Source organism: Pedobacter gandavensis (assembly GCF_032678745.1).
Taxonomy (GTDB): Bacteria; Bacteroidota; Bacteroidia; order Sphingobacteriales; family Sphingobacteriaceae; genus Pedobacter; species Pedobacter gandavensis_C.
Window position 1 is genome coordinate 132,859 of sequence record NZ_JAVTST010000010.1, and the last position, 26,994, is coordinate 159,852.

Below are 26,994 nucleotides of genomic sequence, written 5' to 3' on the forward strand. Positions count from 1 at the left end.
TGTATTTTTGGAACCCAGAAAAATGTTAACCATTTATGATTGATTTACAGCTTACAGATAAGACACACGATGAAGAACGCCAGGGCGAGGCTTTAGTTATTGATGCACCAGAGGTCCGTAATGGCCGAAAGTTGTACATTGAAAGCTATGGCTGTCAGATGAATTTCGCAGATAGTGAGATCGTTGCCTCGATTTTAAAGGATCAGGGTTTCGAAACTACTGGTGATTATCATGAAGCAGATGTAGTATTTATCAATACCTGCTCAATCCGCGAAAATGCAGAGCAGAGAGTCCGCAACCGACTGTCGCAGTTTAGCGCGGAGAAACGTAGAAACCCGAAATTAGTGGTTGGCGTTTTAGGATGTATGGCAGAACGTTTAAAATCAAAATTTCTGGAAGAAGAGAAATTGGTGGATATGGTGGTTGGCCCTGATGCTTACCGCGACCTTCCTCAATTGATCAATCAGGTGGAAGATGGTCATAAAGCCATCAATGTATTGTTATCCCGAGAGGAGACTTATGCAGACATCAGTCCGGTGAGGTTAAATACTAATGGCATCACCGCATTTATTTCGATCATGCGTGGTTGCGATAATATGTGTTCTTTCTGTGTGGTTCCTTTTACCAGAGGCCGCGAGCGTAGCAGAGATCCTTACTCGATCCTTGCAGAAGCACAAGGCTTATTCGATAAAGGATATAAGGAGGTGACTTTACTTGGACAGAATGTAGATTCTTACAAATGGAAAGGTACCGATGCAGAAGAAACTGCAGCAATCGAGGTGAACTTCGCACAATTACTGGAGAAAGTGGCCTTGATCAGTCCTGAGTTAAGGATCAGATTTTCTACTTCACACCCTAAAGACATTACTGACGAGGTATTATATGCCATCGCCAAATACGATAACATCTGTAACTATATCCACCTACCGGTTCAATCAGGAAGCAGTAGGGTATTGGAGTTAATGAACAGAACTTATACAAGAGAATGGTATATCAATAGAGTGGATGCCATCAGACGCATTATTCCAGGTTGCGCAATTTCATCCGATATCATCGCTGGTTTCTGTACAGAAACTGAAGAAGAACACCAGGAGACATTGAGCATAATGGATTATGTAGGTTACGACTTTGCATTTACCTTCAGTTATTCTGAAAGACCAGGCACACTTGCTGCAAGAAAACTGGAAGATGATATTCCTGAAGCCGTGAAAAAACGTAGGTTAGCAGAAATATTACTGAAAGCACAGGAAACTTCTTTAATGCGCCTACAACAATTTGTTGGAAAAACTGTTAGAATTTTAGTGGAGGGTACTTCCAAAAAATCTGATCTTGACCTGTGTGGAAGAAATGATCAGAATGCGATGGTGGTTTTCCCTGCAACGCCAGGAGTTAAAGCCGGAACATACGTTAATGTTTACATTGACCGTTGTACCTCTGCGACTTTATTAGGAACCATTGCCCTTGAAGTACCTGAAATTGTTTAATCAATAAAGACAAATAACTTTGGACATACAAGACATTAAAAACCGGTTCGGCATCATCGGCGGCTCTCCGCTATTGAACCGGGCAATAGATATCGCCAGACAAGTTGCGCCAACAGACATGTCTGTGTTAATCACCGGAGAAAGTGGTAGTGGTAAAGAGGTTTTCTCTCATATCATTCATCAAATGAGTACCCGAAAACATGGCGCTTTTATTGCCGTTAACTGTGGAGCTATTCCGGAAGGAACAATAGATTCTGAGCTTTTCGGTCATGAGAAAGGCTCTTTTACCGGAGCCCATGAGGCCCGTAAAGGTTATTTTGAGGTGGCCAATGGAGGAACGATATTCTTAGATGAGGTAGCCGAACTGCCATTAGGTACACAGGCCCGCCTATTAAGGATTTTGGAAAGTGGAGAATACCTGCGTGTAGGTTCTTCTAAAGTACAGAAAACTGATGTCAGGATCATTGCAGCAACAAATGTTGATGTCTACAACCGCGTTAAATCGGGGAAATTCCGTGAAGATTTATATTACAGATTGAATACAGTGCCATTGCGCATTCCGGCTTTACATGAACGTAAAGAAGATATTTACCTTTTATTCAGAAAGTTTTCCGCGGATTTCAGTGATAAATATAGAAGTCCGGGGATTCAGCTGGAACCAGATGCGATACAGATGCTTAGCAATTACAGCTGGCCAGGAAATGTAAGACAGCTGAAAAATATTGCTGAACAGATCTGTGTATTAGAAAAAGAACGCAATGTAACTGCTGCGGCCTTACTGAACTATATTCCCAATGAAAGTGCCACCAATTTACCTATGGCCATCAACGGCAACAGCAAGGAAGACTATACCGAGCGGGACATTCTTTACAAAGTGCTTTTTGACATGAAGAAGGACATGATGGAGTTGAAGAAACTAGTTGCAGAGATCATTCAAAGCGGCGGAAATACTTCTCATGTGATCGCAGATAACACTCATTATATCAATCAGCTGTATCAAGAGGTAGACCAAACTGTTAATGAACCTACTTTTACCATTAAAAAACCGGTTCAGAATGCGCCTTTAGACTATAATTATACACAAGAAGCAGAAGAAGTGGAAGAGTCTTTGTCGCTCATCGATAAAGAATCAGACCTGATCAAAAAAGCATTGAAAAAACACAAAGGAAAGCGCAAATTTGCAGCGCAGGAACTGGGAATTTCAGAGCGTACTTTATATAGAAAGATTAAAGAACTGAATTTGAACTAACTGAGGTCATCCTCAAAAGATTAAAAATAGACGAATGAAAAAAATATTGTTGTTGCTGGTTGTGGTTGTTTTCAATTCTTGTTCCATTAAATTTAATGGTTCTTCTATACCTCCAGAAATGAAAACGGTTAACGTACTCTTTTTTGAAAATAATGCCACTTTAGTTGTTCCAAGTATGGCGACTAACATGACGGAAACTTTAAAAAATATGATTCGCAACCAGAGCAGTCTGAACATTACTACCAATGATCCTGCTGCAGTATTCTCGGGGAACATTACCAGTTACGACATCCGTCCAACAACGGTAATCGACGCGAATAATGGTGGTGTTGGAAATACCTCTCCAATGAACAGAATGACCATTCGTGTCAATGTGAAGTACACCGACAACCTAAATCCTAAGTTGAGCTTCGAGGAGCCTATTGAACGTTTTATCGATTTCCCAACTGCTGGCGCAAGTTTTAGCTCACAAGAGGTTGCACTCAATCAAAAAGTGATTGACCTTATTTCTCAGGATATTTTTGACCGTGCATTTGCAAATTGGTAGAATTTGAAAATTCAATTGTTAACTTAGCAACGTGGAGCAGGAACTAGACATGAGACAAGAACTGGAAGTATTATTAGCGGAACCTGAAAAGGTAAGACCCGATCATGCGCCTATGCTCAAAGACCTGGTATCGAAGTATCCTTATTTCCAACCTCTACACTTATTATTAGCTAAAGCTAATTTGGAGACTTCGGATAAAGATAGTTCTCTTGCTACTGCGGCCTTATATACGAATGGGCAATTACTCTATAACTTCCTCAACGAGCCAGAATATTTAGTAGATACCACCTTCAATGTTGTTCTATCCCCAGCTTTTGACCTACTGAGTAATCAAGCGGAAACACTGGATGAGATTGTACTCGATGAGGTGCCTGCCGAATCCGAAGAAACAAATCCGGTAATGGAGGATTTAATGCCTGCTGAAACCGACGATTTTGTACTGGAAAACATTGTATCTACCGATTTCTTTGCTTTTCAGGAGAACTTTAGCCCGGAACCCGTTCCTGAAGCTATTTTGAAAGAAGAAGAACGCCTTGCCGCATTGGAAAGAGAAATCGCAAAACAGGAAGATCCGGTGGTGGTCAGTAAATATGACGACGACCAGATGCCTTTCACCTTTTTGTGGTGGTTACATAAAACAAGAAAAGAATACCAACAGATTTTCCAACCTTATACTACTCCAAAAGCTACGACGGAAGTAGAACCAGGAAAATCCAATGACCCGGCCAAATCAAATGAGTTGCAACAACAATATGTGGAGCATATTTTCCATTTACAAAGCCCATTGGCCGATGAACCTGCAACGGAATATATTCCCGGAAATCTGCACCATAAAGGAACTGACATCATCGACAGCTTCCTTAAAAATGACCCGCAAATTAGTCCGCCGAAAGCCGAACACCTCAATACTGAAAACAAGGCTAAAAAGAGTGCAGAAGATCATAATGACCTCGTATCAGAAACACTGGCCAAGATTTACATAGAACAAATGCTTTACGACAAGGCCATAGAGACTTATGAAAAATTAAGTTTGAAGTTTCCAGAAAAAAGCCGTTACTTTGCCGACCTTATCCAATCCATAGAAAAGAAAATTTAACCATATAACCGATTATGCTATTTTTAATTATTTTATTAATCATTGTCTGCATTGCCTTAGCGCTATTTGTTTTGATACAAAACCCTAAAGGTGGTGGCCTTGCAACAGGCGGATCAGGCAGCAATATGTTTGGCGTTCAACGTACTGGTGATGTTCTTGAAAAAGGTACCTGGGTATTATTAGCATTAATTGTAGTGCTTACTTTATCTATTACGACCATTGCAAAAACAGGTGGATCAGCAGCAGCTGTAGACTCTAAAATCCAGGAACATTTGGACAGAACGCCTACACCATCTCCACTTGGATCATCTGCTCCAGCTACTACAGCTCCAGCAACAACCCCTACTGATTCTGTAAAGAAATAAGAGATTTCAAAAAAATATCTAAAGTCCGGTATCTCGATACCGGACTTTTTTTATGCTTTCTTTTTTTTCTCCTTTATACACAATTCTGCCACTCTGACACAAAAATAGTTTCGTCTAATCTATTAGCTGACAATGCCGTGTAAATTTGGCAAGCAAAACCTCCTTGGCATAGAAACTGATATACCAGCTGCACGTAATCCTTTTACATTAATTTTAAAATTAAAAACAAGAATAAGTTATGGCTTTAAACATTAAACCCATTGCAGATAGAGTAGTAATTGAAGCTGCTCCTGCCGAAGAAAAAACAGCTTCGGGTATCTATATCCCTGATACAGCTAAAGAAAAACCTCAGCAAGGAACAGTAGTTGCAGTAGGCCCAGGTAAATATGCCGAAGCTACAGGTAACTTAATCCCATTGAGCGTTAAAGCTGGAGACGTGGTATTATATGGTAAATACGGTGGTACTGAAATTACTTTTGAAGGTAAAGAGTATCTTATTATGCGTGAATCTGATCTTTACGCAATTCTTTAGTCGTTGAATTAACCTATTCAACCTTATTACAATCAATCATTAATAACAATATTTTAAAATGGCAAAGCAAGTAAGATATAATGTAGAAGCCCGTGACGCCCTGAAAAGAGGAGTTGACATTTTGGCTAATGCGGTAAAAGTAACTCTAGGTCCAAAAGGACGTAACGTAATTATTGACAAGAAATTCGGTTCACCAGCGATTACTAAAGATGGTGTTACTGTAGCAAAAGAGATCGAATTAAAAGATCCTATTGAAAATATGGGTGCGCAAATGGTGAAAGAAGTTGCTTCTAAAACTGCGGATATCGCAGGTGATGGAACAACTACTGCAACTGTATTGGCACAAGCAATCGTAACTGCAGGTATTAAAAACGTTGCTGCTGGTGCAAATCCAATGGATTTGAAACGTGGTATCGACAAAGCAGTTACTGCAATCGTTGCTAACTTAAAAGCACAATCTCAAACAGTAGGTGAAGACAATAACAAAATCAAACAAGTTGCTTCTATTTCAGCAAACAACGATGAAGTTATCGGTTCACTAATTGCTGAGGCAATGGGCAAAGTGGGTAAAGATGGTGTAATCACTGTGGAAGAAGCAAAAGGTACTGAAACTGAAGTAAAAACAGTTGAAGGTATGCAGTTTGACCGTGGTTACTTATCTCCATACTTTGTAACTAACGCAGATAAAATGGAAGCGGAATTAGAAAATCCTTACATCTTAATCTACGACAAAAAAATCAGCAACATGAAAGAATTGTTGCCAATTTTAGAGAAACAAGTACAAACAGGTAAACCACTATTGATCATTGCTGAAGACTTAGATGGCGAAGCATTAGCTACATTAGTAGTGAACAAGATCCGTGGTTCTCTGAAAGTTGTTGCTGTTAAAGCTCCAGGTTTCGGTGACCGCAGAAAAGCAATGTTAGAAGACATCGCTATCTTAACTGGTGGTACTGTAATCTCTGAAGAAAGAGGTTATAAATTAGAGAATGCTGACCTTACTTACTTAGGTACTGCTGAGAAAGTTCTTGTTGATAAAGACAATACAACGATCATCAATGGTGCAGGTAAATCTGAAGACATCAAAGCTCGCGTTAACCAGATCAAAGCTCAAATCGAGACAACTACATCTGATTATGACAAAGAGAAATTACAAGAGCGTTTGGCTAAATTAGCTGGCGGTGTTGCAGTTCTTTATGTTGGTGCAGCTTCTGAAGTTGAAATGAAAGAGAAAAAAGACCGTGTTGATGATGCTTTACATGCAACTCGTGCAGCTGTAGAAGAAGGTATCGTTGCAGGTGGTGGTGTTGCTTTTATCCGCGCTATCGAAGCTTTAGAAGGCATGAAAGGCGTGAATGATGATGAAACTACTGGTATTGCAATCGTTAAACGCGCAATCGAAGAACCATTACGTCAAATCTGCCAAAATGCAGGTATTGAAGGTTCTATCGTAGTACAAAAAGTTAAAGAAGGTACTGCTGACTTCGGTTACAATGCACGTACTGATGTATATGAAAACTTGATCGCTGCCGGTGTTATCGATCCAACTAAAGTAGGTCGTGTAGCATTAGAAAACGCAGCTTCTATCGCAGCAATGTTGTTAACAACAGAATGCGTATTAGCTGACGATCCAGAAGATGCTCCTGCTGGTGCAGGTATGCCTCCAATGGGTGGTGGTGGTATGGGTGGAATGATGTAATTCACAATCCCAATAAACCTTTTAGAAAGCCTCAGAATTTCGATTCTGAGGCTTTCTGTTTTTTATGGCGAAGCTTTACTATCTTTAGCTTAGAACAAGCTATGGAGAACATTTTAGAAAGCAATCATTTCCTGACACAAACAGAAGTAAACAAATTTTTACTAGCTACCCTTTTATGTGGCCTGATTGGCGCAGAACGGGAACTCAGAAGTAAACAGGCCGGATTAAAAACAATGATCATGATCGGATTGGGTTCTACCCTTTTCACCATTTTATCAATAAAAATCGGAGTGACAAGCCATGACCGGATCGCCTCTAATATTGTCACAGGAATCGGCTTTCTGGGAGCTGGGGTTATCTTCAAAGAAGAAAATCAGGTAAAAGGTCTGACCACAGCTTGTGTGATCTGGATTGTTGCCGCAATTGGTATGGCTACTGGTGCGGGCTATTATGAACAGGCTACCGGGGTAACCTTAATTGTGCTTGCCGCACTACTGGTTTTTCCTTATCTGGAGGAAATGGTAGAACAGCGCTTTACCAAACGAGTGTACCGCATCGTCAAAAAATATGAGAATGAGAGCCTGGAAAAATACGAAGAAGACCTCAAAGGTTCAGGTCTCAAGTTAAGTCGGGGAAAACAGGAACTAGCCAACGGTACCATTAGTGGGACCTGGACTGCGATCGGAAGCCCAAAAAATCACAAACGATTTGTAGACCGTATGCTGCAGGACAAAAAGATCATTGCCTTTGATTTTTAAGAATAAAAGGGCATAAAATCCTTTCTCAGTGCAATTAATAGCCTAAAATGTCCCGGAACTATATTAGCTTTGTAAGATGCAAAGGGAACAGATCTCAGTTTTTGATATTTTTAAGATAGGTGTTGGGCCATCCAGCTCACATACTTTAGGTCCATGGCGGGCGGCTCAGCAATTTACTGCCTTACTAAAACAGAAAGACCTACTGGAGCAAGTCGATCAGGTGAAAATTTTATTATATGGTTCCCTTGCTAAAACAGGAAAAGGACATGGAACAGATGTAGCCATCCTATTGGGGCTGATTGGGGCTGATCCGGTAACCTTTGATGTGAATTCAATTGATTCTACTGTAGAAGAAATTAAAATTTACAAAATATTAAACTTAAACGGCGAAAAAGACATCACTTTCAACTATGAGGAAGACTTGGTTTTCCTTTTCTTTGAAAGCCTTCCTTTCCATCCCAATGCCGTTACTTTCCAAGCATTCTTAAATACTGGAAAAGCCATCTCTGAAACCTATTATTCTATAGGTGGTGGATTTGTCCTAAAAGAAGGAGAAAGTGGCAGTGATAAAGAACAGGTAGATCTCCCCTTCCCTGTGGAAAAAGCAGCAGATCTTTTGCATTGGTGCTTAACCACTGGATTAAAGGTTTCTGAGGTGGTCATGGAGAATGAACTAGCCTGGCGCTCCGAGGTTGAGACTAGAAAAGGCATCATGCAACACTTCAATGTGATGAAGGATTGTACTTACAGAGGCTGTCATACTGCAGGTTTCTTACCCGGCGGACTAAACGTGGCCCGAAGAGCTTGTGCCCTAAATAAACGACTAGTCGGCAACCATACCTATACCAATTATGAGAGTTGGCTGATGGCTATCCGAGATGGTGGAAATGGTTTCAACTATATCCTGGATTGGGTGAGTTGCTTTGCGCTGGCGGTAAATGAGGAAAATGCTTCATTTGGTCGAGTAGTGACTGCGCCAACCAATGGCGCAGCAGGTGTAATCCCAGCTGTTTTACAATACTACATCGCTTTTTGCGATGGCTATACCGAAGAGAAAATTACCCAATTTATTGCCTGTGCTTCAGAAATAGGTAGTATTTTCAAAAAAGGCGCAACTATTTCGGCAGCAATGGGTGGCTGTCAGGCAGAAATTGGTGTTTCTTCCGCAATGGCCGCAGCAGCATTAACTGAATGTTTAGGCGGGTCTCAACGTCAGGTATTAATGGCGGCAGAAATCGCAATGGAACACCATTTAGGCTTAACCTGCGATCCTATTGGTGGCCTGGTACAGATCCCATGTATCGAAAGAAATACCATGGGTGCAATCAAAGCTATTACTGCTAGTCAATTGGCACTACAAAGTAATCCTGATAAAGCAAAAGTAAGTTTAGATGCAGTCGTGAATACCATGTGGGAAACCGCATTAGATATGAACTCAAAATATAAAGAAACATCAGATGGTGGTTTGGCCACCAACATTCCGATCAGTTTACCGGAATGTTAATCTTTAATAATAAAACGCTTGAATTACTTCAGGCGCTTTATTACTATTGGAACCAATTGAACTACCCACTGATGATACATTTGAGCAGAAGGATGTAATCCATCTGCAGCAATCATGCCTTCTGGATCTGAAAACGCAAGTCGTGAAATACTTGTAATATCCGTATAGTTTACACCTAGAGCAAGCGTTTCTTCCCGGTTGACCCCGTTGAACTCATCAATCTCTGTAGTAATAATAGCCAGATCCCGTCCGCTTTTCATCCCATAAGGGGTTACTCCCCAATCTGGAATCGAAAGCACAAATACATTTTTAGGATTACTGTGGGCAAAATGAATAGCCGTTTGCAATAGTCCTTTAAACTCTTCGCGATAACTAGCTTTGGATTCAGCTCTATATTGGTTATTTACACCGATTAGCAAAGTTACGAAATCAAATTGCTGCCCCTTTAAAGTCTGATGCAGAGCAATGGCCTCTTGCAACTCGGAACTGGTCCAGCCAGTTTTTGCTATGATCATTGGTGTAGCGATAGACAAGCCCTCTGCTTCCAGCTGGTGCTGCAATTGATTTGGAAAACTTTCGCTTTCAACTACATCTTCACCAATGGTATAAGAATCTCCCAATGCAAGATAGGTCAATTGGTTTTTCATAATTATAAGATACTAAAGTATTCCGCCACCAAGTGTTAAGCGTATGAAACCAAAGATGATCGCCACTGAGCATAAAATCAACCCTGCTTTTGAATAACCTTTATCTTCTCCAGGTAAAGTTGTCCGTGTAAAAGCAATAATGCTAATGATGAAGCCCACTACCGCGAAGGGAATATTCAACCAGTTTAGCGAGCCAAAACAAGGGATAAATGCGATCAGCATCCCAATAACAGATAAAAGTCCTAGGACCAAACTTGCAATTTGCATAAAAATATATAGTTTAAATGGTTACAGGTTAAGAGTGTTACTGATCCGGCTTATTCTTCTGTACAGACAGTGATTTGCGCCAAACGTGGAGGAAAAATACAACAAAAAAACAAATATTAATTAAAAAGAAGCCATAAATGAATGGACTTAACTTATTAAGACGAAAGGCTTCAGGAAGATCTCCTTTAGAAAGCGCAGTAAAAGCAGTTGTGGAGCCACACAGAAAGCATTCTTGTTGATATTTACTTTTTGAAACGCAAGTAGGCGTATTTCGTAATACGGTTTCTTTGGAAAAGAATAGTGGGAATAAAATCGTGAAGCTACTCAAGAGCGTGAGTATCATCCATACAATGAAAAATGGATTCGCTTTCAATTAGGAGAGTTCCATTTGAAACAGACTGGCAATATGCCCTTTCAATACATTTTTCACTTCTTCCATATCGAGCTGACGACCTAATTCCCGTTGCATGGAAGTTACGTCTTTATCATCAATGCCACAAGGGACAATATTTTTAAAGTAATTAAGATCTGTATTGACATTAAAAGCGAACCCATGCATGGTTACCCATCTGCTACATCTTACTCCCATAGCACATATTTTACGCGCTTTATCGGTATCTGCATCTAACCAAACTCCTGTAAAACCTGGTGATCTGCCAGCCTCAATTCCATAATCTTTAAGAGTCAGTATAATGGCGTCCTCGAGTGTACGAAGATAAAGATGAATATCTGTAAAAAAGTTATCCAGATCGAGGATTGGATATCCCACGATTTGTCCAGGGCCATGATAAGTAATGTCGCCGCCCCGATTGATTTTATAATAAGTAGCTTGTTTCTCTTGTAGCCCCTGTTCGTCGAGTAATAGATTCTCCTGGTGCCCACTTTTTCCAAGCGTATATACATGTGGATGCTCTACAAAAACCAGATAATTAGGCGTTTCCAACTGCGTGTCATTATTCCTGTTATTGGTTTTCAGCGCAATTGTCTGATTAAAAATAAGTTCTTGCTTATCCCAGGCTTCCTGATAATCGGTCAGTCCCCAATCTATGAATTCTACTTTCTTATTCATCTTTTGAAAATTAAGCAACTACATAACCCAGCATATAGCCATCAGCGGTTTTAAAGTAGTTCACAGTGAGTTCTTTCATCCCCTCCGGAAGCGTAACTAATGCATTTAAACTACCTTCATTCTTTAATTTGAAAGGTTTGATATAAATATCCTGCTTAAACTCAAGGCCTTTTCTGCCATTCCATTTATAAATGGCTTCTTTAGCACACCAACACACATACAGTCCATTGATATTATCTCCAATCTGTTTTTGAGCCAACTCGATATCAGATAAAAACTTATGTCTGATGCTTTTGATCTTATGTTTGATCAATTCGATATCTACGCCAACTTTCCTGTTTTTACCAATAATCACCGCGGCATAATCGTAAGAATGGCTTAGGGAAATGTGGTAATCAAGATTGGGTAGAAAGGGTTTCCCATGCTCATCCATCTGGCAATCAATATACTCAGAAGTCTTTAGCATGGTTCTCAGCAGCACACGGGTACTTAACCAGTGTAGCAGGCGTTTCCCGTTGCTTAAAGAGGAAATAAAATCCAGCTCATGCTGTTTCAATTGTAGGCCGGAAAGCAACTGCTCTTCGGTCTCTTCGATTTTCCACACAGCAAGTATGGTATTCTCGTCAATATTTTTATTAAAAACTACGGGCATCTCTATTTTAGAAAACTATGCAAAAGTATCTTAAATTAATCATAATTTAGCCCAATACTTGATAAAATGATACTTTCCGACAAACGAATTCTCGAAGAAATTGAGAAGGGCACCATCATAATTGAACCTTTTAAACCCGAATGTTTGGGTACAAACTCATATGACGTACATTTAGGCAAATATCTGGCTACTTATACAGATAGGGTTCTTGATGCTAAGGCTCATAATAAAATTGAAAACTTTGAGATCCCGAAAGATGGATTTGTGCTGCAACCAGGTACACTTTACCTGGGAGTAACGCTGGAATATACAGAAACTCATGCGCATGTACCATTTTTAGAAGGCAAGTCCAGTACAGGGCGTTTAGGCATCGACATCCATGCTACTGCCGGAAAAGGCGATGTTGGTTTCTGCAATACCTGGACCCTGGAAATTTCCTGTGCACAACCTGTAAGAATTTATGCCGGAATGCCTATTGGTCAATTGATCTACTTTGGTGTAGATGGAGAGATTGAAACCATGTATAATACCAAGGGAGATGCAAAATACAATAACAAAACCACTAAACCAGTGGAGAGCATGATGTGGAAAAACGAGTTCTAACCACTTAATTCTCTTTCTTTTAAATTTACTTTAAGCCTCAATATTTGTATATTGAGGCTTTATTATTTGTTAGTACTCATAAATATGAAACGTAAATTTCTTTATCCCCTCCTATTAATTACCGGCGTCTTCTTCGCTTTTGCTTCAGGGGTACTAAATGATAACTTTGAACTTCTCCTGGAGAGAATGAAGGAATTCAATCAGAAATATCCGCAGGAAAAAGTCCACCTACATTTGGACAAGCCATATTATGCGATAGGTGATAACATTTGGTTTAAAGCCTACATCTATAATGGAACCACTCAAGAATCTTCCGATATTAGTAAAATATTATATGTAGAACTCATAAATGAAAGAGATTCGGTAAAGCAGCAATTAAAACTACCAGTTATGGCAGGCGCAACCTGGGGAAACTTTAGCCTACCGGATACTTTGACCGAAGGAAATTACAGAGTTCGTGCTTATACCCAGTGGATGAGAAATACCGGCCCTGAGTTCTTCTTCGACAAGACCATCAAAATAGGATATTCCTGGACCAATCAGGTATTTACCAATACGGATTACAGTTATAGCAAGGAAGATAAGGGGGAAAGAGTAACGGCAAACATCAGCTTCAAAGACAAAGATGGTAATCCATATGTTGAAAATGATGTCAGATATGAAATACAGTTAGACTCTAAAAGCTTCCTAAAAGGCAAAGCCATCACCAACAAAAAAGGAGAAATTTCACTTAGTTTTATAAACAATCAACCAGACATCAGTAAAAAAGGAAGAATTGTTGCCACCATTAGCTTACCAGATGATAAAAAAATAACCAGAGAAATCCCGATTAAAGCGACTTCCAGATCAGTTGATGTTCAATTTTTCCCGGAAAGTGGTAACCTGATAGAAGGTCTACCGACGAAAATTGGCGTAAAAGCCGTTAATGCGTCAGGCCATGGAGAAAACATCAGCGGTACCATTCTTGATCCAAATGGCATTGAAATCAACCGATTTGAAACTAAACATTTGGGCATGGGAAACTTCATTATTAACCCACAGACTGGCATCAGGTACATTGCGAAAGTTAAATTTGCAGACGGTTCAGAAAAAAGCATTCAACTTCCTATTACCCAAAGTTCTGGATACGCCATGACAGTAACTGGTACAGATAAAGAAAAATTGACCGTTAAAATCATGCGAAGTAATAACCTAACCGGACCTGTTAAGCTCAGACTCGTTGGGCAACACAGTGGGAATGTGATGTTCAGTCCTGAGGTAACCATCACCGATCAACTCGCGACCATTAATATTCCACGAAAAGAACTTCTTGAGGGCATTTTACAACTCAGCCTGTTTTCTGAAGCGAACCAACCTATCGCCGAACGCCTTGCTTTTGTTTATAATCCAGAAGACCGTGCAACGGTACAATTATCCACAGAGAAAGCGGTGTATGCAAAAAGGGAAAAAGTAGCCATCCAGCTAAAAAGCAGTTTCAATGGAAATCCGGTACCAGGAATGTTCTCGGTATCTGTTACTAACAACAATGCTGTAAAACCCGAACCAGAAACTGAAAGTAATATTCTGACCACCTTATTACTCAGCTCAGACCTGATTGGCTATATTGAAAAGCCCAACTATTATTTCATAGAAGAAGGACCAGAAGTGGCTAAAAATATGGACAACCTCATGCTTACTCAAGGTTGGAGTAGGATATTATGGAAAAATGTGATTAATAATACGCCACCCATTATTAGATTTCACCCGGAAAAAACATTAGGCTTTAGTGGTGTAGTCACCAATTATTCGGGCAAGCCCGCTCCTAAAAGCAAAGTCACCCTTCTTTCTACTGCAGCAGGTTTTTTCTCACTAGATACACTCACTGATGAACAAGGCCGGTTTAATTTCGACAACCTGGTTTTTGTGGATGATCCGAAATTTATCGTACAGGCAAGAACGGGGAGTGGTAAAAAAAGGTTGGATATTAAAATGGATATTATTCCAGGACAAGTGGTTACCAAAAGTAAGAATAATGGCGACATAGAAATCAACGTTAATGAGGCATTGTCTGGTTATCTGAAGCAGAGTAACCAATATTTCAACGACCAAAGTAAACGTGGTATCTTACAAAAAACATTACAATTAAAAGAGGTGAAAATCACACAGCAAAGATCACTGGCAAAAAACTCTCAAAACTTAAATGGAGCAGGAAGGGCCGATGCGGTCATTACTGCGGAACAGTTGAGTAATTGCCAAATGCTTACGATGTGTCTGCAAGGCCGCGTAGCTGGTTTATTAATCATGAATGGCAAGGCCTATCTCTCAAGAAGTGGAGGAAGGACACCTATGACCATAATATTGGATGGAATGCGTCTGGACGATATCAATCTGGATGATATTAATACATTCGATATTGAAACTATAGAAGTCCTTAAATCAGCAGGCAACACGGCTATCTATGGCTCTAATGGAGGCGGTGGGGTATTGGTCATCACAACGAAACGTGGCGGTGGCAATTATTCCAACAGCCCTACCCCGGGGTTGATTGTTATTAACCCTAAAGGATACACCGTTCCAAAAGAATTCTATTCGCCTAAATATGATGTTGCTGAACCAAACAATGCTCCCGATTTTAGGTCTACTGTATATTGGGGACCACAACTCCTTAGTGATCCGACAGGAAAAACGAATTTCAGCTTCTTTAACACCGATGAGCCAGGAACTTATAGGGTAGTTTTGGAAGGAATGGACCTGATGGGGCATCTGGCAAGAACCGTTTATACTTATGAAGTAAAATAATAAATATATGAATACGATAAAAGTCACCATAAAAGACCATTTAGCATTGATTACCTTGGACCGTGGAAGATCCAATGCTTTAAACCGTGAGATGATATCCGAACTGAATGATATGATGAATAGTATTTCTTCAGACCCAAATATTGCTGGGGTAATCATCACAGGAAAAGAAGGTTTCTTTTCTGCCGGACTTGATTTAATTGAACTGTATGGCTACTCAGAAGAAGAAGCAGAGTCTTTCTGGCATCTTTTTCTGGACTTTACCGCCAACATTACTGCTTTCCGCAAACCACTGGTTGCAGCCATCAACGGACATAGTCCGGCTGGAGGTTGTGTGATTGCATTAGCTTGCGACTACAGAATAATGGCAGAAGGAAAGGCGATTATTGGACTAAATGAAGTTCCCGTAGGAATAATTGTTCCAGGTAGCATTTTCAGCCTGTATTCCTTTTGGATCGGTACTGCTCATGCCACAAGAAGTCTGCTTGAAGGCAAATTATTCAGTCCGGAAGAAGCCCTTAAGATCGGCCTGGTGGACGAACTGATCAATCCAGAAAGTATTCTAACCGCAGCGGAACGCAAGATCAGAAAATACATGGCCATGGAAAGGAATACCTGGGAGCAAAGCAAATTGAATATCAGAAAAGACCTGATAGCAGCCACCCGCGCTAACCAGACAGAAGCATTGGCCGTCATGTTGAAGCAATGGTGGGCACCTACCACCAGAAATATTTTGAAAACCATCATTGATAACCTGCAAAAAAAATAGCTCATGTACAATCAACCTATGTTAAGAGATGATGCCTTAAAAGGAAAAACGATCGTAGTTACTGGTGGTGGAACCGGCCTTGGTAAAGCGATGGGAACCTACTTCCTGAAATTAGGCGCCAATCTGGTGATCACCAGTAGAAAAGCGGATGTCCTAGAAAAGACGGCCGCAGAGATGGAAAAGGAAACCGGTGGTAAAGTTTTGGCTGTTGCCTGCGATGTACGGGAATATGAACAGGTAGAAAATGTATTGGCTGAAACCTTGAAAACCTTTGGTCGTGTAGATGCTTTGTTAAACAATGCGGCAGGAAACTTTATCTCTCCAACAGAACGCCTTTCGGCCAATGCCTTTTCTACAGTAATTGACATTGTACTCAAAGGTTCTGTAAACTGCACGCTTGCCTTTGGCAAACACTGGATTAAGGAAAAACAAAGTGCCAGTGTATTAAACATTGTTACCACTTACGCTTTTACCGGTTCTGCATATGTAGTTCCTTCGGCTTGTGCAAAGGGTGGTGTATTGGCAATGACACGTTCTTTGGCCGTAGAATGGGGCAAATATGGCATTCGTACCAATGCCATTGCACCAGGGCCATTTCCTACAAAAGGGGCCTGGGAACGCTTACTCCCCGGAGATCTCGCGGAGAAGTTCGATTTTAAAAACAGGGTACCCTTAAAAAGAGTAGGAGAACATCAGGAACTGGCCAATCTGGCGGCCTTTCTAATCAGTGATTTCGCTGGATATATCAATGGGGAAGTCATTAGTATTGATGGCGGCGAGTGGTTGCAAGGTGCCGGCCAGTTTAACGGACTTGAGGCCATTCCAGAAGAGATGTGGGATATGTTTGCCCAAATGACAAAATCAGCTAAAGGGAGTTAACCCTTTAGCTTACATTATATACATTAATTATACGATTACCATCTGATTAAAGCACTGGCCCAGGTAAAACCTGATCCAAAGGCGGCCAGGCATACCAAGTCGCCTTCTTTAATTTTCCCTGCTTCCCATGCTTCACATAAAGCTATCGGCACAGATGCCGCAGTGGTATTTCCATATTTCTGAATATTATTGAATACTTTATCGTCGCTCAGTCCCAACAACTGCTGAACATATTGACTGATCCTTAAATTTGCCTGGTGTGGGATCAACATATCCAGATCTGCTGGCGTTAAATTATTTGCCTCCAATGCTTCTTTGATCACTTCTGGAAACTTCACTACTGCCTTCTTAAATACCGCAGGTCCATCCATATACGGAAGCGCTGCGCCACTCTCCAGCTGTTCGGTGGTCATAAATAAGCCCCCCAATTCCTGATCTGGATATCCTGGTTTATCTTTCAACCATTTATTAGCACTGGCTCCGGGGTAATACATCGCCAAAATTTCTGCATCTGCACCATCACTATGTAGGTGTGTGCTCATGATCCCCTGCCCTTCTATTTTTGAAGGTTGTAAGACTACTGCTCCCGCTCCATCACCAAAAATCACCGATATATTCCTGCTACGCGTTTCAAAATCCATAGCAAAGGAATGCTTTTCACTCCCTACCACCAGGATATTCTTATACATTCCGGTTTTAATAAACTGATCAGCAATGGAAAGCGCATAAACAAATCCTGAGCATTGATTTCTAACGTCTAATGCACCGATCTCCTTCATTTTCATTTCACGTTGCAGTAGTACGCCACATCCTGGGAAATAATAATCCGGACTTAGGGTGGCGAAGATGACAAAGTCGATGTCTTCCGCGGTAGTTCCCGCGCGTTCGATAGCAATTTTCGCAGCTTCGATCCCCATTGTGGTAGTCGTTTCTTCCAGCCGATCTGCAAATCTCCGCTCTTTTATTCCAGTTCGTTCCTGTATCCAGGCATCATTTGTATCCATGAAATGGGACAAATCATCATTGGTATAAACATTCTTAGGCACGTAATATCCTATTCCGGCAATTTTTGAACGATGCATCATATTTGGATTTAATACAAATTTTAAGCAAAATAAACTTTAACTACAACATTATTTTGAAATTAGCTTATTTTTGTAGGATGTCAACAGAAACAAAAGAAGAAACCTTTACATTAGAAGAGATCCTAACCTCCTTAAAAACCGTGCATCGGTTAATCCTTTGGAATGATGATATTAACACATTCGACCATGTGATCTACTGTATGATGAAGTACCTGGATTATTCAGAAAATCAAGCAGAGAAAATTGCTTTAGAGGTCCACAATAAAGGGAAGTGCGCCGTATTAGAAGGTTCCTTTACAGAAATGGAAGTTTACCGTAAAATTTTACAGCAAGAAGGTCTAACCGTTACTGTTGACTAAACCTCCCTAATTTCTTCTTTTAATGGTGATAACCCAGTTAATTTAATCGAGCTGTTGAATTACGGCACTAAGCTCCTCTTGTGTGCTTTGAGTCTTATCTTTGGCGTACCAGCTATGAAGCTGCTCTGCGATGAGCATCATATCAGTGCTTTCTTTCTTCCATTCTGCCAGCAGGGACTGCAATACTTTTGGTCGTGGTCCCCATTGATAAACCACCTTTCCGGCATCATCTAAAATCAACAATACAGGGATCGCACGGCCCCCATTCGTTAAATGTGCATCTATCAATGGAAGATTCTGATCTCTCAAAACAAATTTAAGGGTTATTTTCTCCGGGGTAGCCGTTGCAATTTTATTGAAAACAGGAACTATTTGTGCTGCATCTCCACACCAACCTTCAGAAATCACCAGAAAACGATATTTATTTTTCAAGTTTTTTAAGGCTTCCAATAAATCAGGATTTAAAGTCACTGTTTTATCTACCCTATTCATTCTCTGCACATTCATCTTCGTATAATGCAGCATGGCATCGCTATGGTCTTCGCCGGTTGTTTTCTTTTCCAGTAGCAGTTTATTTACTAATTCGCGATAGGCAGCATAGCTGATTCCTTCGTTCTCAAAAATATTAGGGTAATTTATCATATTTAGCTGTAATAAAATAGTTACGACTCCTTTTTTAAACTTCCGGCCCTTTTCTTTGTCCATCCTAAACAAAACCAAAACTAAGAGAGAAAGTTCCGATGAAGAATCTGTTACACAAAGTACTATTTTTAACCCTTGCCATTTGTATTACAACTGTAAAACTTAACGCCCAAACTACCGGCGATGGTAAAATTACCGCGAAAGTGGTCGATGCAAAAACCAATGAAACCATTCCATTTGCAACGGCTGTTATCCTTAACCGAAAAACCAAAGCCCTGATTAAAGGGATTCAAACTGATATCAACGGAAATCTAACCCTTGTAGGATTGCCAAAAGGAGTTTTCACTTTTAAGTTGAGTTATGTAGGCTACCAGACTATGGTACGCGATTCTATCACGATCAATGCCAGCATCAACAACATTAATCTGGGTACGATCAAAATGAACACTGCCAAAGGAACAGCCTTAAATGAGGTGACCATTACCGCAGCAAAAAGCACAATGCAATTGGGCGTAGATAAAAAAATATTCTCTGTAGATCAAAGCTTAGTAAGTGAGGGCGGATCTGCTGCCGACCTTTTACAAAATGTGCCCTCTGTACAATCAGATATGGACGGAAATGTGAGCTTAAGAGGCTCTACAGGCGTTAAAGTACTCATTGATGGAAAACCTTCTCTGATTGCTGGCGGAAACGTAGCACAAATTCTGCAATCCATTCCGGCGAGTTCCATTGAAAGTGTGGAACTGATTACTAACCCATCGGCGAAATACGATGCGGAAGGACAGTCAGGTATTATCAACATTGTATTAAAGAAAAACAAGAAACTCGGACTGAACGGAAACCTGGCTTTAACTGCCGGTAACCGTGACAACTACAACGCGAGTACAAGTTTAAGTTTTCAGAATAGTAAAATAAACCTATATGGAAATTACAGCTACCGTTACGGCAATAGAAATGGGGGTGGCTTTAACAATATCACCTATAGAGACACTACCTTTCTACCAGCTTTTGCCAATCAGAATACCATTTCTAATTCCTTAGATAAAGGACACAATGCGAAAGCGGGCATAGACTATTACCTAACTGATAAAGATGTGATCAGCTTTGCTGCCGGCTTTAACCTCAGAGACAATGATAGAACTGAATTCCTAACCATAGATCAATTAAACAGGCGCTTTGAGCCTGTAGAATTGAGCAGAAGAACAAATACCAATCTTGGATCGGGCGGAAGTTACGACCTTAACCTAGATTATAGCCACAAATTCACGAAGCCTCGAGAAGAGCTAACCTTCAATGTAAGTTTCTCTGAAGGAGACAACAACAATTTACAGTTGTACAATACGGAAGTATACAACGTCAATGGCCTCCCGGTAGTTCAATTTCCTGAACTCGTTCGTAATGAGGGAACGGGCTTTAATAGAAATTACAATTTCCAAACGGACTATACCCTTCCTGTTGGTAAAACGGGTAAACTGGAGGCTGGATACCGTAGCCAGATTCGTATTTCGGAGAACAGCAATTTTTCAGAAAAATTCAGCAATTACGAAGATGAGTTCAGACCTAATCTGGCTTTAACCAATGATTTTAATAGTAAAGACCAGGTACATGCGCTATACGCCAATTACCAGAACCAGGTTAAAAACTTCGGTTACCAGGTGGGATTAAGAGCAGAGGATGCCACATTAGACACCCGTTTAGGTGTCTTTAACAATACCGGTCAACTCAGCTATGTTCCTGGCAAAGTAGCCTATACCAGGCTATATCCAAGTATCTTCTTAACACAAAAATTATCAAAAGAACAACAAGTACAACTGAGTTACAGCAGAAGGGTAAACAGACCGAGAGGCTGGGATACCAATCCTTTCCTGGATGTTTCAGATCCTTTTAACTACCGTCAGGGAAATCCAAACCTTAAACCGGAGGATGTACACGCCTTTGAATTGAGTTATAGTAAATTCTGGCCAAAGATTACCTTCATTTCTACCGCTTACATGCGTCAAACTAATGATGTGATTCAGAGAATCAGAACCGAGCCTGATCAAAACGGAATTACCATCACGACTCCTGAAAATTTAACCAAAGAACTGTCTAGTGGTTTGGAGTTAATTGGCCGATTTGATGTGCTTAAAGCTTGGAATTTCACCGCCAATGCAAACTTATACCAGAGTAAAATAGACGGTGTTCCTGCAACTGGAGTGATTGAAAATTCAGGATTCACATGGAATGCCAACCTAACCAACAACTTTGTGTTGCCTTATGGCGTTACCTTACAAGTAAAAGGAGATTACCGCGCGCGTCAGGTGATGGCACAGGGCACAAGAAACGCAATGTATGGAGTGGATGCCGGTGCGAAATACGACTTCAAAAACAAGAAAGCTTCTTTAAGTTTAAATGTTAGGGATCTTTTCAATACCCGTGCCTGGAGCATGACGACCAGTACTACGAAGTCTATGATTGATTTCGAACGTTATATGCAAGGTACAATGGGCAGTTTAACCTTCTCTTACCGATTCGGAAAAACCGACTTTAAATCTAAGAAAACCAAAAAATCTGATCAATCGGAAATGCGTTCCGATGAAGAGTCATTTTAAGTATATTTGCGTCCATGGAAGAAAACAACCCCTGGACCATTCTGGAAAGCCGTAAGGTCTATGAAAATAACTGGATCGGATTAACAGAACACCAGGTGCTCAATCCATCGGGAGGCAAAGGAATATATGGCGAAGTCCACTTTAAGAACTATGCCATAGGAATCCTTCCTTTAGATGATGAATTGAACACCTGGCTTGTTGGACAGTACCGCTTTCCCATGAAAGCCTATAGCTGGGAAATTCCTGAGGGAGGAGGTCCACTGGACACTGATCCTTTAGACAGTGCAAAACGCGAACTGGCAGAAGAAACCGGCATTATCGCTACACAGTGGGAAGAAATCCAACGCATGCATCTATCTAATTCTGTGAGTGATGAACTTGCCATCATTTATATTGCCCGTGGCCTGACTATGGGCGAAGCTGAACCAGAAGAAACGGAACAGCTTCAAATCCGGAAACTTCCTTTCGAATCGGCCTATCAAATGGTATTAAACGGAGAAATCACCGACAGTATGAGCGTTGCCGCCATTCTAAAAACTAAAATTATACTTCAGGAAAACCCTTTTAACGTTACAACAGCCCTTTATGAATAAATTCCTAGGATACATTTTCAGCCCGATATTTTATATACTATTCCTACTTAGCTTATTAATTTTCCAACCTGTGCAATGGGTTTGTTTCCATGTATTTGGCTATAAAGCGCATAAAGCTTCGGTAGATGCGCTAAATTTCTGCCTCACCTATTGTGACCTATTTATGGGTGCTTCTGTGACCTTTATCAACACACAGGGATTGCCTGGGGATAGGCCGATTATCTTTATAGCGAATCACCAGAGTATGTATGACATTCCGGCTCTGATTTGGTTTTTAAGAAAACACCATGTCAAGTTTATCTCTAAAATCGAGTTAACGAAGGGCATCCCTTCGATCTCTTTCAACCTGAAGCATGGTGGTGGAGCAAATATTAACCGTAAAGACAGTAAACAAGCTGTTGGAGAAATCATTAAACTGGGACAGCGCATGAAAGAAAATAATTGGTCGGCAATGATCTTTCCTGAAGGCACACGTTCAAAAGATGGGCTGTTGAAACCTTTCCATGTAGGTGGAATTGCCACCTTGCTTAAAAAGGTGCCAAATGCACTGATTGTACCCATTGCCATAGAAAATTCATGGAAGCTGGTACAATATGGAAGTTATCCGCTAAGTTTTGGAGAAAAGATCCGCTGGACGGTATTAACACCGATTGAGCCTGCAGGTAAAAATCCTGAAGAGGTGACACAGGAAGCAGAAAAGGCCATTCGCCATAAATTGGGTCAATAGCCTTTCCTGATCTTTAAATATTCTTATTGTCGATCCGCTTGAAAAACTCATCACGATAAGTATCTCCTATTGGGATAACTTTACCAAAAATGGTAATCCTGCTGCGTTCAATACTTTCAATTTTATCAAGGGAGATGATATAAGATTTATGAACCCTTATAAACTGACTACTAGGCAGGGTTTCTTCCATTTTTTTCATGTTTTGCAGGGTAATTACCCTTTCCGCCTTTGTATAAATAGAGATATAATCTTTTAAACCTTCGATATAAAGGATATCATCCAGTTGAATCTTCTGGATTTTATGTTCAGTTTTCACGAAGATAAAGTCCTGTACCGGATGAGCGGTAGGTGCAGCAGCCACTACTGGTGCAACAACTGGTGCCAGTGGAGCCTGCTCCAGGCTCTTCAATTGCTGATTGTGTACTTTTTCCACGGCTTTATAGAATCTATCGAAAGCAATCGGTTTCAGCAGGTAATCAGAAACATTCAGGTCGTAACTTTCCAGGGCATATTGAGAGTAAGCGGTCGTCAGGATATAATTAGATTTGCCATTAGCAATTTTCAGAAACTGGATTCCTGTAAGTTCAGGCATTTGAATGTCCAGAAATACCAGATCAATCCCACCAGCCTGTACCATTTGTAAGGCTTCAATAGCATTTTCTGTTCTTTTTACCAGTTCTAGGAATGGTACTTTTGACACATAATCTTCTATAATATCCAGCGCCAATGGTTCATCATCGACCGCAATACATCTTAATTTTGTCATAAATCTAGCATTAATTCACTCGTGTAATGGGTAGCCGAATTTACAATATTTAATTTATATCTATCAGGATATAGCAATTGTAACCTTCGCTCTACATTGTTGAGGCCTACGCCTCCCACTTCATCTTTATTATGTTGGTTTTTCTTATTTGTGATACTAAAATGTAGGATCTTTTGATTGGCAATAATGTTGATCCTAATCGGATCTTTAGGATCATTGGCCACACCATGCTTAAACGCGTTCTCTACAAAAGAGATTAAAATGAGCGGTACAATCTGCTGATCATCAATCTCGCCATTCAATTGAAACTGCACTGAAGCACCATCTCTGAACCTTAATTTCTGTAGTTCTATATAACTGTGCAGGTATTCAATTTCTTTGCTGAGAGAAACCCAACTATCATTACTTTCATAAATCATGTAGCGCATAATCTCTGAAAGTTTTAAAATCGCATCTGCCGTTTTATCTGATTTCTGGTAAGCCAGTGAATAAATGTTATTCAAGGAATTGAATAAGAAATGAGGGTTCAATTGTGATTTTAGAAACTGCAGCTCCATCTCCTTCTTTTCAGATTCCAGGTCGCGTTGAATCCGTTCATTACCAAACCAATCAATTCCAAATTTAAGTAATGCAGAAACCACAACAAAAAATCCAGAGGTAAAAACTGCAGCTAACGCATATTTACCTAAGGTCACAAATTCTCTTGTACCATGATCATTTATCAGTAAGATGATGTCTGCGTTTAAACTTGCCAATACCGTTTTAATAGTACTCATCACCACAATCAGCAATAAAATTGCCCCCATATAAAGGCCATATTTTTTCTGCTCTTTAACCAATAAGGGTATTAATAGGGTATAGTTAATATAAAAGATAGAGATATTGATCAGCCCGGAATATCCAAAATTAACGGCAATCTTATATGGCGTTTGGGGCTCTTTGGAAAAAAGAACACTCAATACGAGAAGGAACAAGATAAACGACCAAAAAATCAGATGTACAATAAGAGGGCCTTTGTTTTTCATTGAAATATTTATGTGATCAAAAGTATAAAACCTAATTCATTTCCTTTATCTGAAATTTCTACAGGCCATAACTTATAGGCCTAAAGTAAATTTTTCCGGCTGTTTTAGGGCTTGGCTTTCGACGAACGGGCATTTTTTTTCTACCAAATCGACAAAATAGACAATCAATCACAAAACTACCCTAAACAGGCGTTTATCTAGGATAATATGTGCTTGGTCTAAAAGATTTTAGCAGCATTTTAAAATTTGTTCTATTTGTTTCATCAAAACGAAACGATTATGAAAACTGCATCTATAAATACAAACATCATGAAAAGATTAGCAAATGTATCACCGTTCTTATTGTTATTGGTACCAGTGTTCATGATGATGGTATTGACCATTGCGACAAGCATCAGTCATGCACAAGATGAAGAAATGGCAGCAAAAGCTAGTACTTCTGTAAAAGGAATTGCACAGGTAAGCAGCATTTCTTTCAAATAAAGAATATCCAGCTCTTTTAGGATCGGCTACGCCATAGCCATCTGAAGGGTAAAAATTATAATTTTTAGTTTTAGTTAATAGTCAGAAAAGGGTGGTCTTGTACCACCCTTTTCATTTTATCTCCAGCTGCCTTCTGCGCTGCGGTACAAATATCCAACAGTCTGGATGTAATAATTTAGCGAAAAAAATACAAGCCATTATCTTTTGCTGTAAATTCAGGTATTCATCTGGATAGCAAGAAAAAAATATATGAAAAAACTGACATTAACTATGCTGGCCATCAGCTGGAGTATCTCCCTGTTTGCGCAGGAAAAACTAGATCTTCCGGCGATCCAGAAAATCCGCCAGGAAGGGCTTGAAAACTCAAAAGTAATGGACATTGCCTTCCAGATTACAGATGTAGCAGGTCCGCGATTGTCTAACTCTCCAGGACTCAAACGTGCGCAGGACTGGGCGGTACAGCAATTCACTTCCTGGGGACTAAAAAACGTCCACCTGGAATCCTGGGGAACATTTGGAAAAGGCTGGCAAATTGATAAGTATTATGCCGCCACTACCCTTCCTTATTACCACGCCATTATTGGCGCTCCTAAAGCATGGACACCGGGTACCAAAGGTCCAATTAAATCTGAAGTAATATTGATCAAAGCAGATACCATTACCGACCTTGCCCCTTACAAAGGGAAACTTGCCGGAAAGATTGTATTATTTGATCAGCTTACCCTGCAACCCTTATCCCCTTCCTACAAGCCGGATGTAGTCCGCTATACCGACTCTACATTATACAAAATGGCGGAAGCTGGTGTACAAACGCCAGGACAGCGTTCTCCGCGAGCCGGAGCTGCAAATAACATGATGGCCCAGATGATGAAAATGAGAGCCACACGGGCCGCAATGGCTAGCTTCATGAAGGACGAGCAAGTGGGCATGATCCTTTCTTATGCCAGAGGAAGCTATGGCACTTTCTTTACCAGCAATGGGGCATCTTATGCACTGGATGCGCCAGCAGTTTCTCCAGAACTGGAAATTTCTTCAGAAGATTACCTACACATTTTACGTTTATTACGTGCCGGACAAAAAGTAGAAATAGAAGCCGATATAAAAACTTCCTTTTACGATCAGGATCCTCAGGGTTACAACGTCATTGCTGAGATACCAGGAACTGACAGAAAATTAAAAGAGGAAGTCGTGATGATTGGAGGACACTATGATTCCTGGCATTCGGCTACAGGTGCCACAGACAACGCCGCAGGTGCTGCGGTGATGATGGAAACCATGCGCATTCTAAAAACCATCAATTTCAAACCGAAACGCACCATCAGAATTGCACTTTGGTCTGCAGAAGAACAGGGACTCCATGGCTCCAGGGGTTATGTGGCCAAGCATTTTGGAGATTCTAAGACCATGCTCCTTACAAAGGACCATAAAAAAGTTAGCGCTTATTACAACCTGGACAATGGAACAGGTGCCATAAGAGGAATTTACGCACAGGGCAACACTGCTGCTGCCCCTATATTTAAAGAGTGGCTGAGTCCTTTCCAGGACCTGAACGCTACAACAGTGACTCTCAGCAATACAGGAGGAACAGATCACCTTGCCTTTGATGCCCTGGGCATCCCGGGTTTCCAGTTCATTCAGGATCCAATGGATTACAATACCAGAACGCACCATAGCAACCAGGACACCTTTGACCGCCTGGCAGAAGAAGATTTAAAAAGAGCCGCTACTATTGTGGCCTCCTTTGTATACCATACGGCGCAACGTGAAGCACAGATTCCAAGAAAAGAATTGCCCAAAGCTGCAGAGGCGCAAAAATAATAAGCTC

At 40.5% G+C, this 26,994-nt stretch carries 28 protein-coding genes; 19 read left to right on the forward strand and 9 right to left on the reverse strand.

Features of this window, described 5'->3' with window-relative positions; all coding sequences use genetic code 11:
• The first annotated feature begins 35 nt into the window (after positions 1–35).
• The 9 genes from miaB to R2S10_RS22850 all read left to right on the forward strand — a co-directional run bounded on the left by miaB (position 36) and on the right by R2S10_RS22850 (position 9,234).
• Positions 36–1,484 carry a tRNA (N6-isopentenyl adenosine(37)-C2)-methylthiotransferase MiaB gene (gene miaB / locus R2S10_RS22810; protein WP_316842733.1) on the forward strand — a complete coding sequence of 483 codons (1,449 nt, stop codon included), beginning with the start codon at positions 36–38 and terminating at the stop codon, positions 1,482–1,484.
• A 19-nt stretch (positions 1,485–1,503) separates the two neighbouring features.
• A complete protein-coding gene (locus R2S10_RS22815; RefSeq protein WP_316842734.1) occupies positions 1,504–2,733 on the forward strand; it encodes a sigma-54 interaction domain-containing protein in 1,230 nt (409 codons plus the stop codon).
• 34 nt (positions 2,734–2,767) lie between these two features.
• Positions 2,768–3,280: an LptE family protein gene (locus tag R2S10_RS22820; protein ID WP_316842735.1), complete on the forward strand. Its 513-nt coding sequence runs from the start codon at positions 2,768–2,770 to the stop codon at positions 3,278–3,280.
• Between the two features lie 31 nt (positions 3,281–3,311).
• Positions 3,312–4,376 carry a hypothetical protein gene (locus R2S10_RS22825; RefSeq protein ID WP_316842736.1) on the forward strand — a complete coding sequence of 355 codons (1,065 nt, stop codon included), beginning with the start codon at positions 3,312–3,314 and terminating at the stop codon, positions 4,374–4,376.
• Between the two features lie 14 nt (positions 4,377–4,390).
• Positions 4,391–4,741, forward strand: a complete 351-nt coding sequence (gene secG, locus R2S10_RS22830; RefSeq protein ID WP_316842737.1) for a preprotein translocase subunit SecG — start codon at positions 4,391–4,393, stop codon at positions 4,739–4,741.
• Between the two features lie 238 nt (positions 4,742–4,979).
• Complete coding sequence (gene groES, locus R2S10_RS22835; RefSeq protein WP_182960577.1) at positions 4,980–5,273, forward strand: co-chaperone GroES; 294 nt, start codon at positions 4,980–4,982, stop codon at positions 5,271–5,273.
• Positions 5,274–5,331: 58 nt separating this feature from the next.
• On the forward strand, positions 5,332–6,972 hold the full coding sequence (gene groL, locus R2S10_RS22840; protein WP_316842738.1) for a chaperonin GroEL: 1,641 nt from the start codon (positions 5,332–5,334) through the stop codon (positions 6,970–6,972).
• A 101-nt stretch (positions 6,973–7,073) separates the two neighbouring features.
• Positions 7,074–7,730, forward strand: a complete 657-nt coding sequence (locus R2S10_RS22845; RefSeq protein ID WP_316842739.1) for an MgtC/SapB family protein — start codon at positions 7,074–7,076, stop codon at positions 7,728–7,730.
• A 76-nt stretch (positions 7,731–7,806) separates the two neighbouring features.
• Positions 7,807–9,234 carry an L-serine ammonia-lyase gene (locus tag R2S10_RS22850; RefSeq protein WP_316842740.1) on the forward strand — a complete coding sequence of 476 codons (1,428 nt, stop codon included), beginning with the start codon at positions 7,807–7,809 and terminating at the stop codon, positions 9,232–9,234.
• A 23-nt stretch (positions 9,235–9,257) separates the two neighbouring features.
• Here the strand turns inward: R2S10_RS22850 and R2S10_RS22855 are convergent, their stop codons facing one another.
• Genes R2S10_RS22855 through R2S10_RS22870 form a run of 5 tightly spaced genes read right to left on the reverse strand, consistent with a single transcriptional unit; the run spans position 9,258 to position 11,869 of the window.
• A complete protein-coding gene (locus R2S10_RS22855; RefSeq protein WP_316842741.1) occupies positions 9,258–9,881 on the reverse strand; it encodes a GDSL-type esterase/lipase family protein in 624 nt (207 codons plus the stop codon).
• Between the two features lie 12 nt (positions 9,882–9,893).
• Entirely contained in the window at positions 9,894–10,148 is a 255-nt protein-coding gene (locus tag R2S10_RS22860) for a hypothetical protein (protein WP_316842742.1), read from the reverse strand.
• 37 nt (positions 10,149–10,185) lie between these two features.
• Positions 10,186–10,491, reverse strand: a complete 306-nt coding sequence (locus tag R2S10_RS24745; RefSeq protein WP_410479019.1) for a DUF2752 domain-containing protein — start codon at positions 10,489–10,491, stop codon at positions 10,186–10,188.
• Positions 10,492–10,521: 30 nt separating this feature from the next.
• A complete protein-coding gene (gene lipB, locus R2S10_RS22865) occupies positions 10,522–11,217 on the reverse strand; it encodes a lipoyl(octanoyl) transferase LipB (RefSeq protein WP_316842743.1) in 696 nt (231 codons plus the stop codon).
• Between the two features lie 10 nt (positions 11,218–11,227).
• Positions 11,228–11,869 (reverse strand): 4'-phosphopantetheinyl transferase family protein, encoded by a 642-nt coding sequence (locus R2S10_RS22870; RefSeq protein WP_316842744.1) that lies wholly within the window; start codon positions 11,867–11,869, stop codon positions 11,228–11,230.
• A gap of 66 nt (positions 11,870–11,935) precedes the next feature.
• Between R2S10_RS22870 and dcd the strand changes: the two genes are divergently transcribed.
• The 4 genes from dcd to R2S10_RS22890 all read left to right on the forward strand — a co-directional run bounded on the left by dcd (position 11,936) and on the right by R2S10_RS22890 (position 16,898).
• Positions 11,936–12,472, forward strand: coding sequence for a dCTP deaminase (dcd, locus tag R2S10_RS22875; protein WP_316842745.1), 537 nt, complete (start codon positions 11,936–11,938; stop codon positions 12,470–12,472).
• Between the two features lie 84 nt (positions 12,473–12,556).
• Positions 12,557–15,250, forward strand: coding sequence for a carboxypeptidase-like regulatory domain-containing protein (locus tag R2S10_RS22880; RefSeq protein WP_316842746.1), 2,694 nt, complete (start codon positions 12,557–12,559; stop codon positions 15,248–15,250).
• A 7-nt stretch (positions 15,251–15,257) separates the two neighbouring features.
• On the forward strand, positions 15,258–16,019 hold the full coding sequence (locus R2S10_RS22885; RefSeq protein WP_316842747.1) for an enoyl-CoA hydratase/isomerase family protein: 762 nt from the start codon (positions 15,258–15,260) through the stop codon (positions 16,017–16,019).
• A 3-nt stretch (positions 16,020–16,022) separates the two neighbouring features.
• Positions 16,023–16,898: an SDR family oxidoreductase gene (locus R2S10_RS22890; RefSeq protein ID WP_316842748.1), complete on the forward strand. Its 876-nt coding sequence runs from the start codon at positions 16,023–16,025 to the stop codon at positions 16,896–16,898.
• Between the two features lie 35 nt (positions 16,899–16,933).
• Here the strand turns inward: R2S10_RS22890 and R2S10_RS22895 are convergent, their stop codons facing one another.
• A complete protein-coding gene (locus tag R2S10_RS22895) occupies positions 16,934–17,983 on the reverse strand; it encodes a beta-ketoacyl-ACP synthase III (RefSeq protein ID WP_316842749.1) in 1,050 nt (349 codons plus the stop codon).
• A 77-nt stretch (positions 17,984–18,060) separates the two neighbouring features.
• Between R2S10_RS22895 and R2S10_RS22900 the strand changes: the two genes are divergently transcribed.
• Positions 18,061–18,342 (forward strand): ATP-dependent Clp protease adaptor ClpS, encoded by a 282-nt coding sequence (locus R2S10_RS22900; RefSeq protein ID WP_182960553.1) that lies wholly within the window; start codon positions 18,061–18,063, stop codon positions 18,340–18,342.
• A gap of 42 nt (positions 18,343–18,384) precedes the next feature.
• On the opposite strand, the gene R2S10_RS22905 is transcribed toward R2S10_RS22900, so the two are convergent.
• Positions 18,385–18,984, reverse strand: a complete 600-nt coding sequence (locus tag R2S10_RS22905; RefSeq protein ID WP_316842750.1) for a thioredoxin family protein — start codon at positions 18,982–18,984, stop codon at positions 18,385–18,387.
• 98 nt (positions 18,985–19,082) lie between these two features.
• Here R2S10_RS22905 and R2S10_RS22910 point away from each other — a divergent pair, with 98 nt between their 5' ends.
• The 3 genes from R2S10_RS22910 to R2S10_RS22920 are packed head-to-tail and all read left to right on the forward strand — an operon-like array spanning position 19,083 to position 22,895.
• The gene (locus R2S10_RS22910; protein ID WP_316842751.1) at positions 19,083–21,575 is read left to right on the forward strand and encodes an outer membrane beta-barrel family protein; all 2,493 of its coding nucleotides are present in this window, start codon (positions 19,083–19,085) and stop codon (positions 21,573–21,575) included.
• A gap of 14 nt (positions 21,576–21,589) precedes the next feature.
• Positions 21,590–22,168 carry an NUDIX hydrolase gene (locus R2S10_RS22915; RefSeq protein ID WP_316842752.1) on the forward strand — a complete coding sequence of 193 codons (579 nt, stop codon included), beginning with the start codon at positions 21,590–21,592 and terminating at the stop codon, positions 22,166–22,168.
• Complete coding sequence (locus R2S10_RS22920) at positions 22,161–22,895, forward strand: lysophospholipid acyltransferase family protein (protein WP_316842753.1); 735 nt, start codon at positions 22,161–22,163, stop codon at positions 22,893–22,895. Before R2S10_RS22915 ends, R2S10_RS22920 begins: the two co-directional genes overlap by 8 nt.
• A 13-nt stretch (positions 22,896–22,908) precedes the next feature.
• On the opposite strand, the gene R2S10_RS22925 is transcribed toward R2S10_RS22920, so the two are convergent.
• Both R2S10_RS22925 and R2S10_RS22930 read right to left on the reverse strand, forming a co-directional pair.
• Entirely contained in the window at positions 22,909–23,661 is a 753-nt protein-coding gene (locus R2S10_RS22925; RefSeq protein ID WP_316842754.1) for a LytTR family DNA-binding domain-containing protein, read from the reverse strand.
• On the reverse strand, positions 23,658–24,686 hold the full coding sequence (locus tag R2S10_RS22930) for a sensor histidine kinase (RefSeq protein ID WP_316842755.1): 1,029 nt from the start codon (positions 24,684–24,686) through the stop codon (positions 23,658–23,660). The genes R2S10_RS22925 and R2S10_RS22930 overlap by 4 nt, the downstream gene beginning before the upstream one ends.
• Positions 24,687–24,965: 279 nt before the next feature.
• Here R2S10_RS22930 and R2S10_RS22935 point away from each other — a divergent pair, with 279 nt between their 5' ends.
• Together R2S10_RS22935 and R2S10_RS22940 are read left to right on the forward strand one after the other, a co-directional pair.
• Positions 24,966–25,169, forward strand: a complete 204-nt coding sequence (locus R2S10_RS22935; RefSeq protein ID WP_316842756.1) for a hypothetical protein — start codon at positions 24,966–24,968, stop codon at positions 25,167–25,169.
• 249 nt (positions 25,170–25,418) lie between these two features.
• The gene (locus R2S10_RS22940; RefSeq protein WP_316842757.1) at positions 25,419–26,987 is read left to right on the forward strand and encodes a M28 family metallopeptidase; all 1,569 of its coding nucleotides are present in this window, start codon (positions 25,419–25,421) and stop codon (positions 26,985–26,987) included.
• The last annotated feature ends 7 nt before the right edge of the window (positions 26,988–26,994 follow it).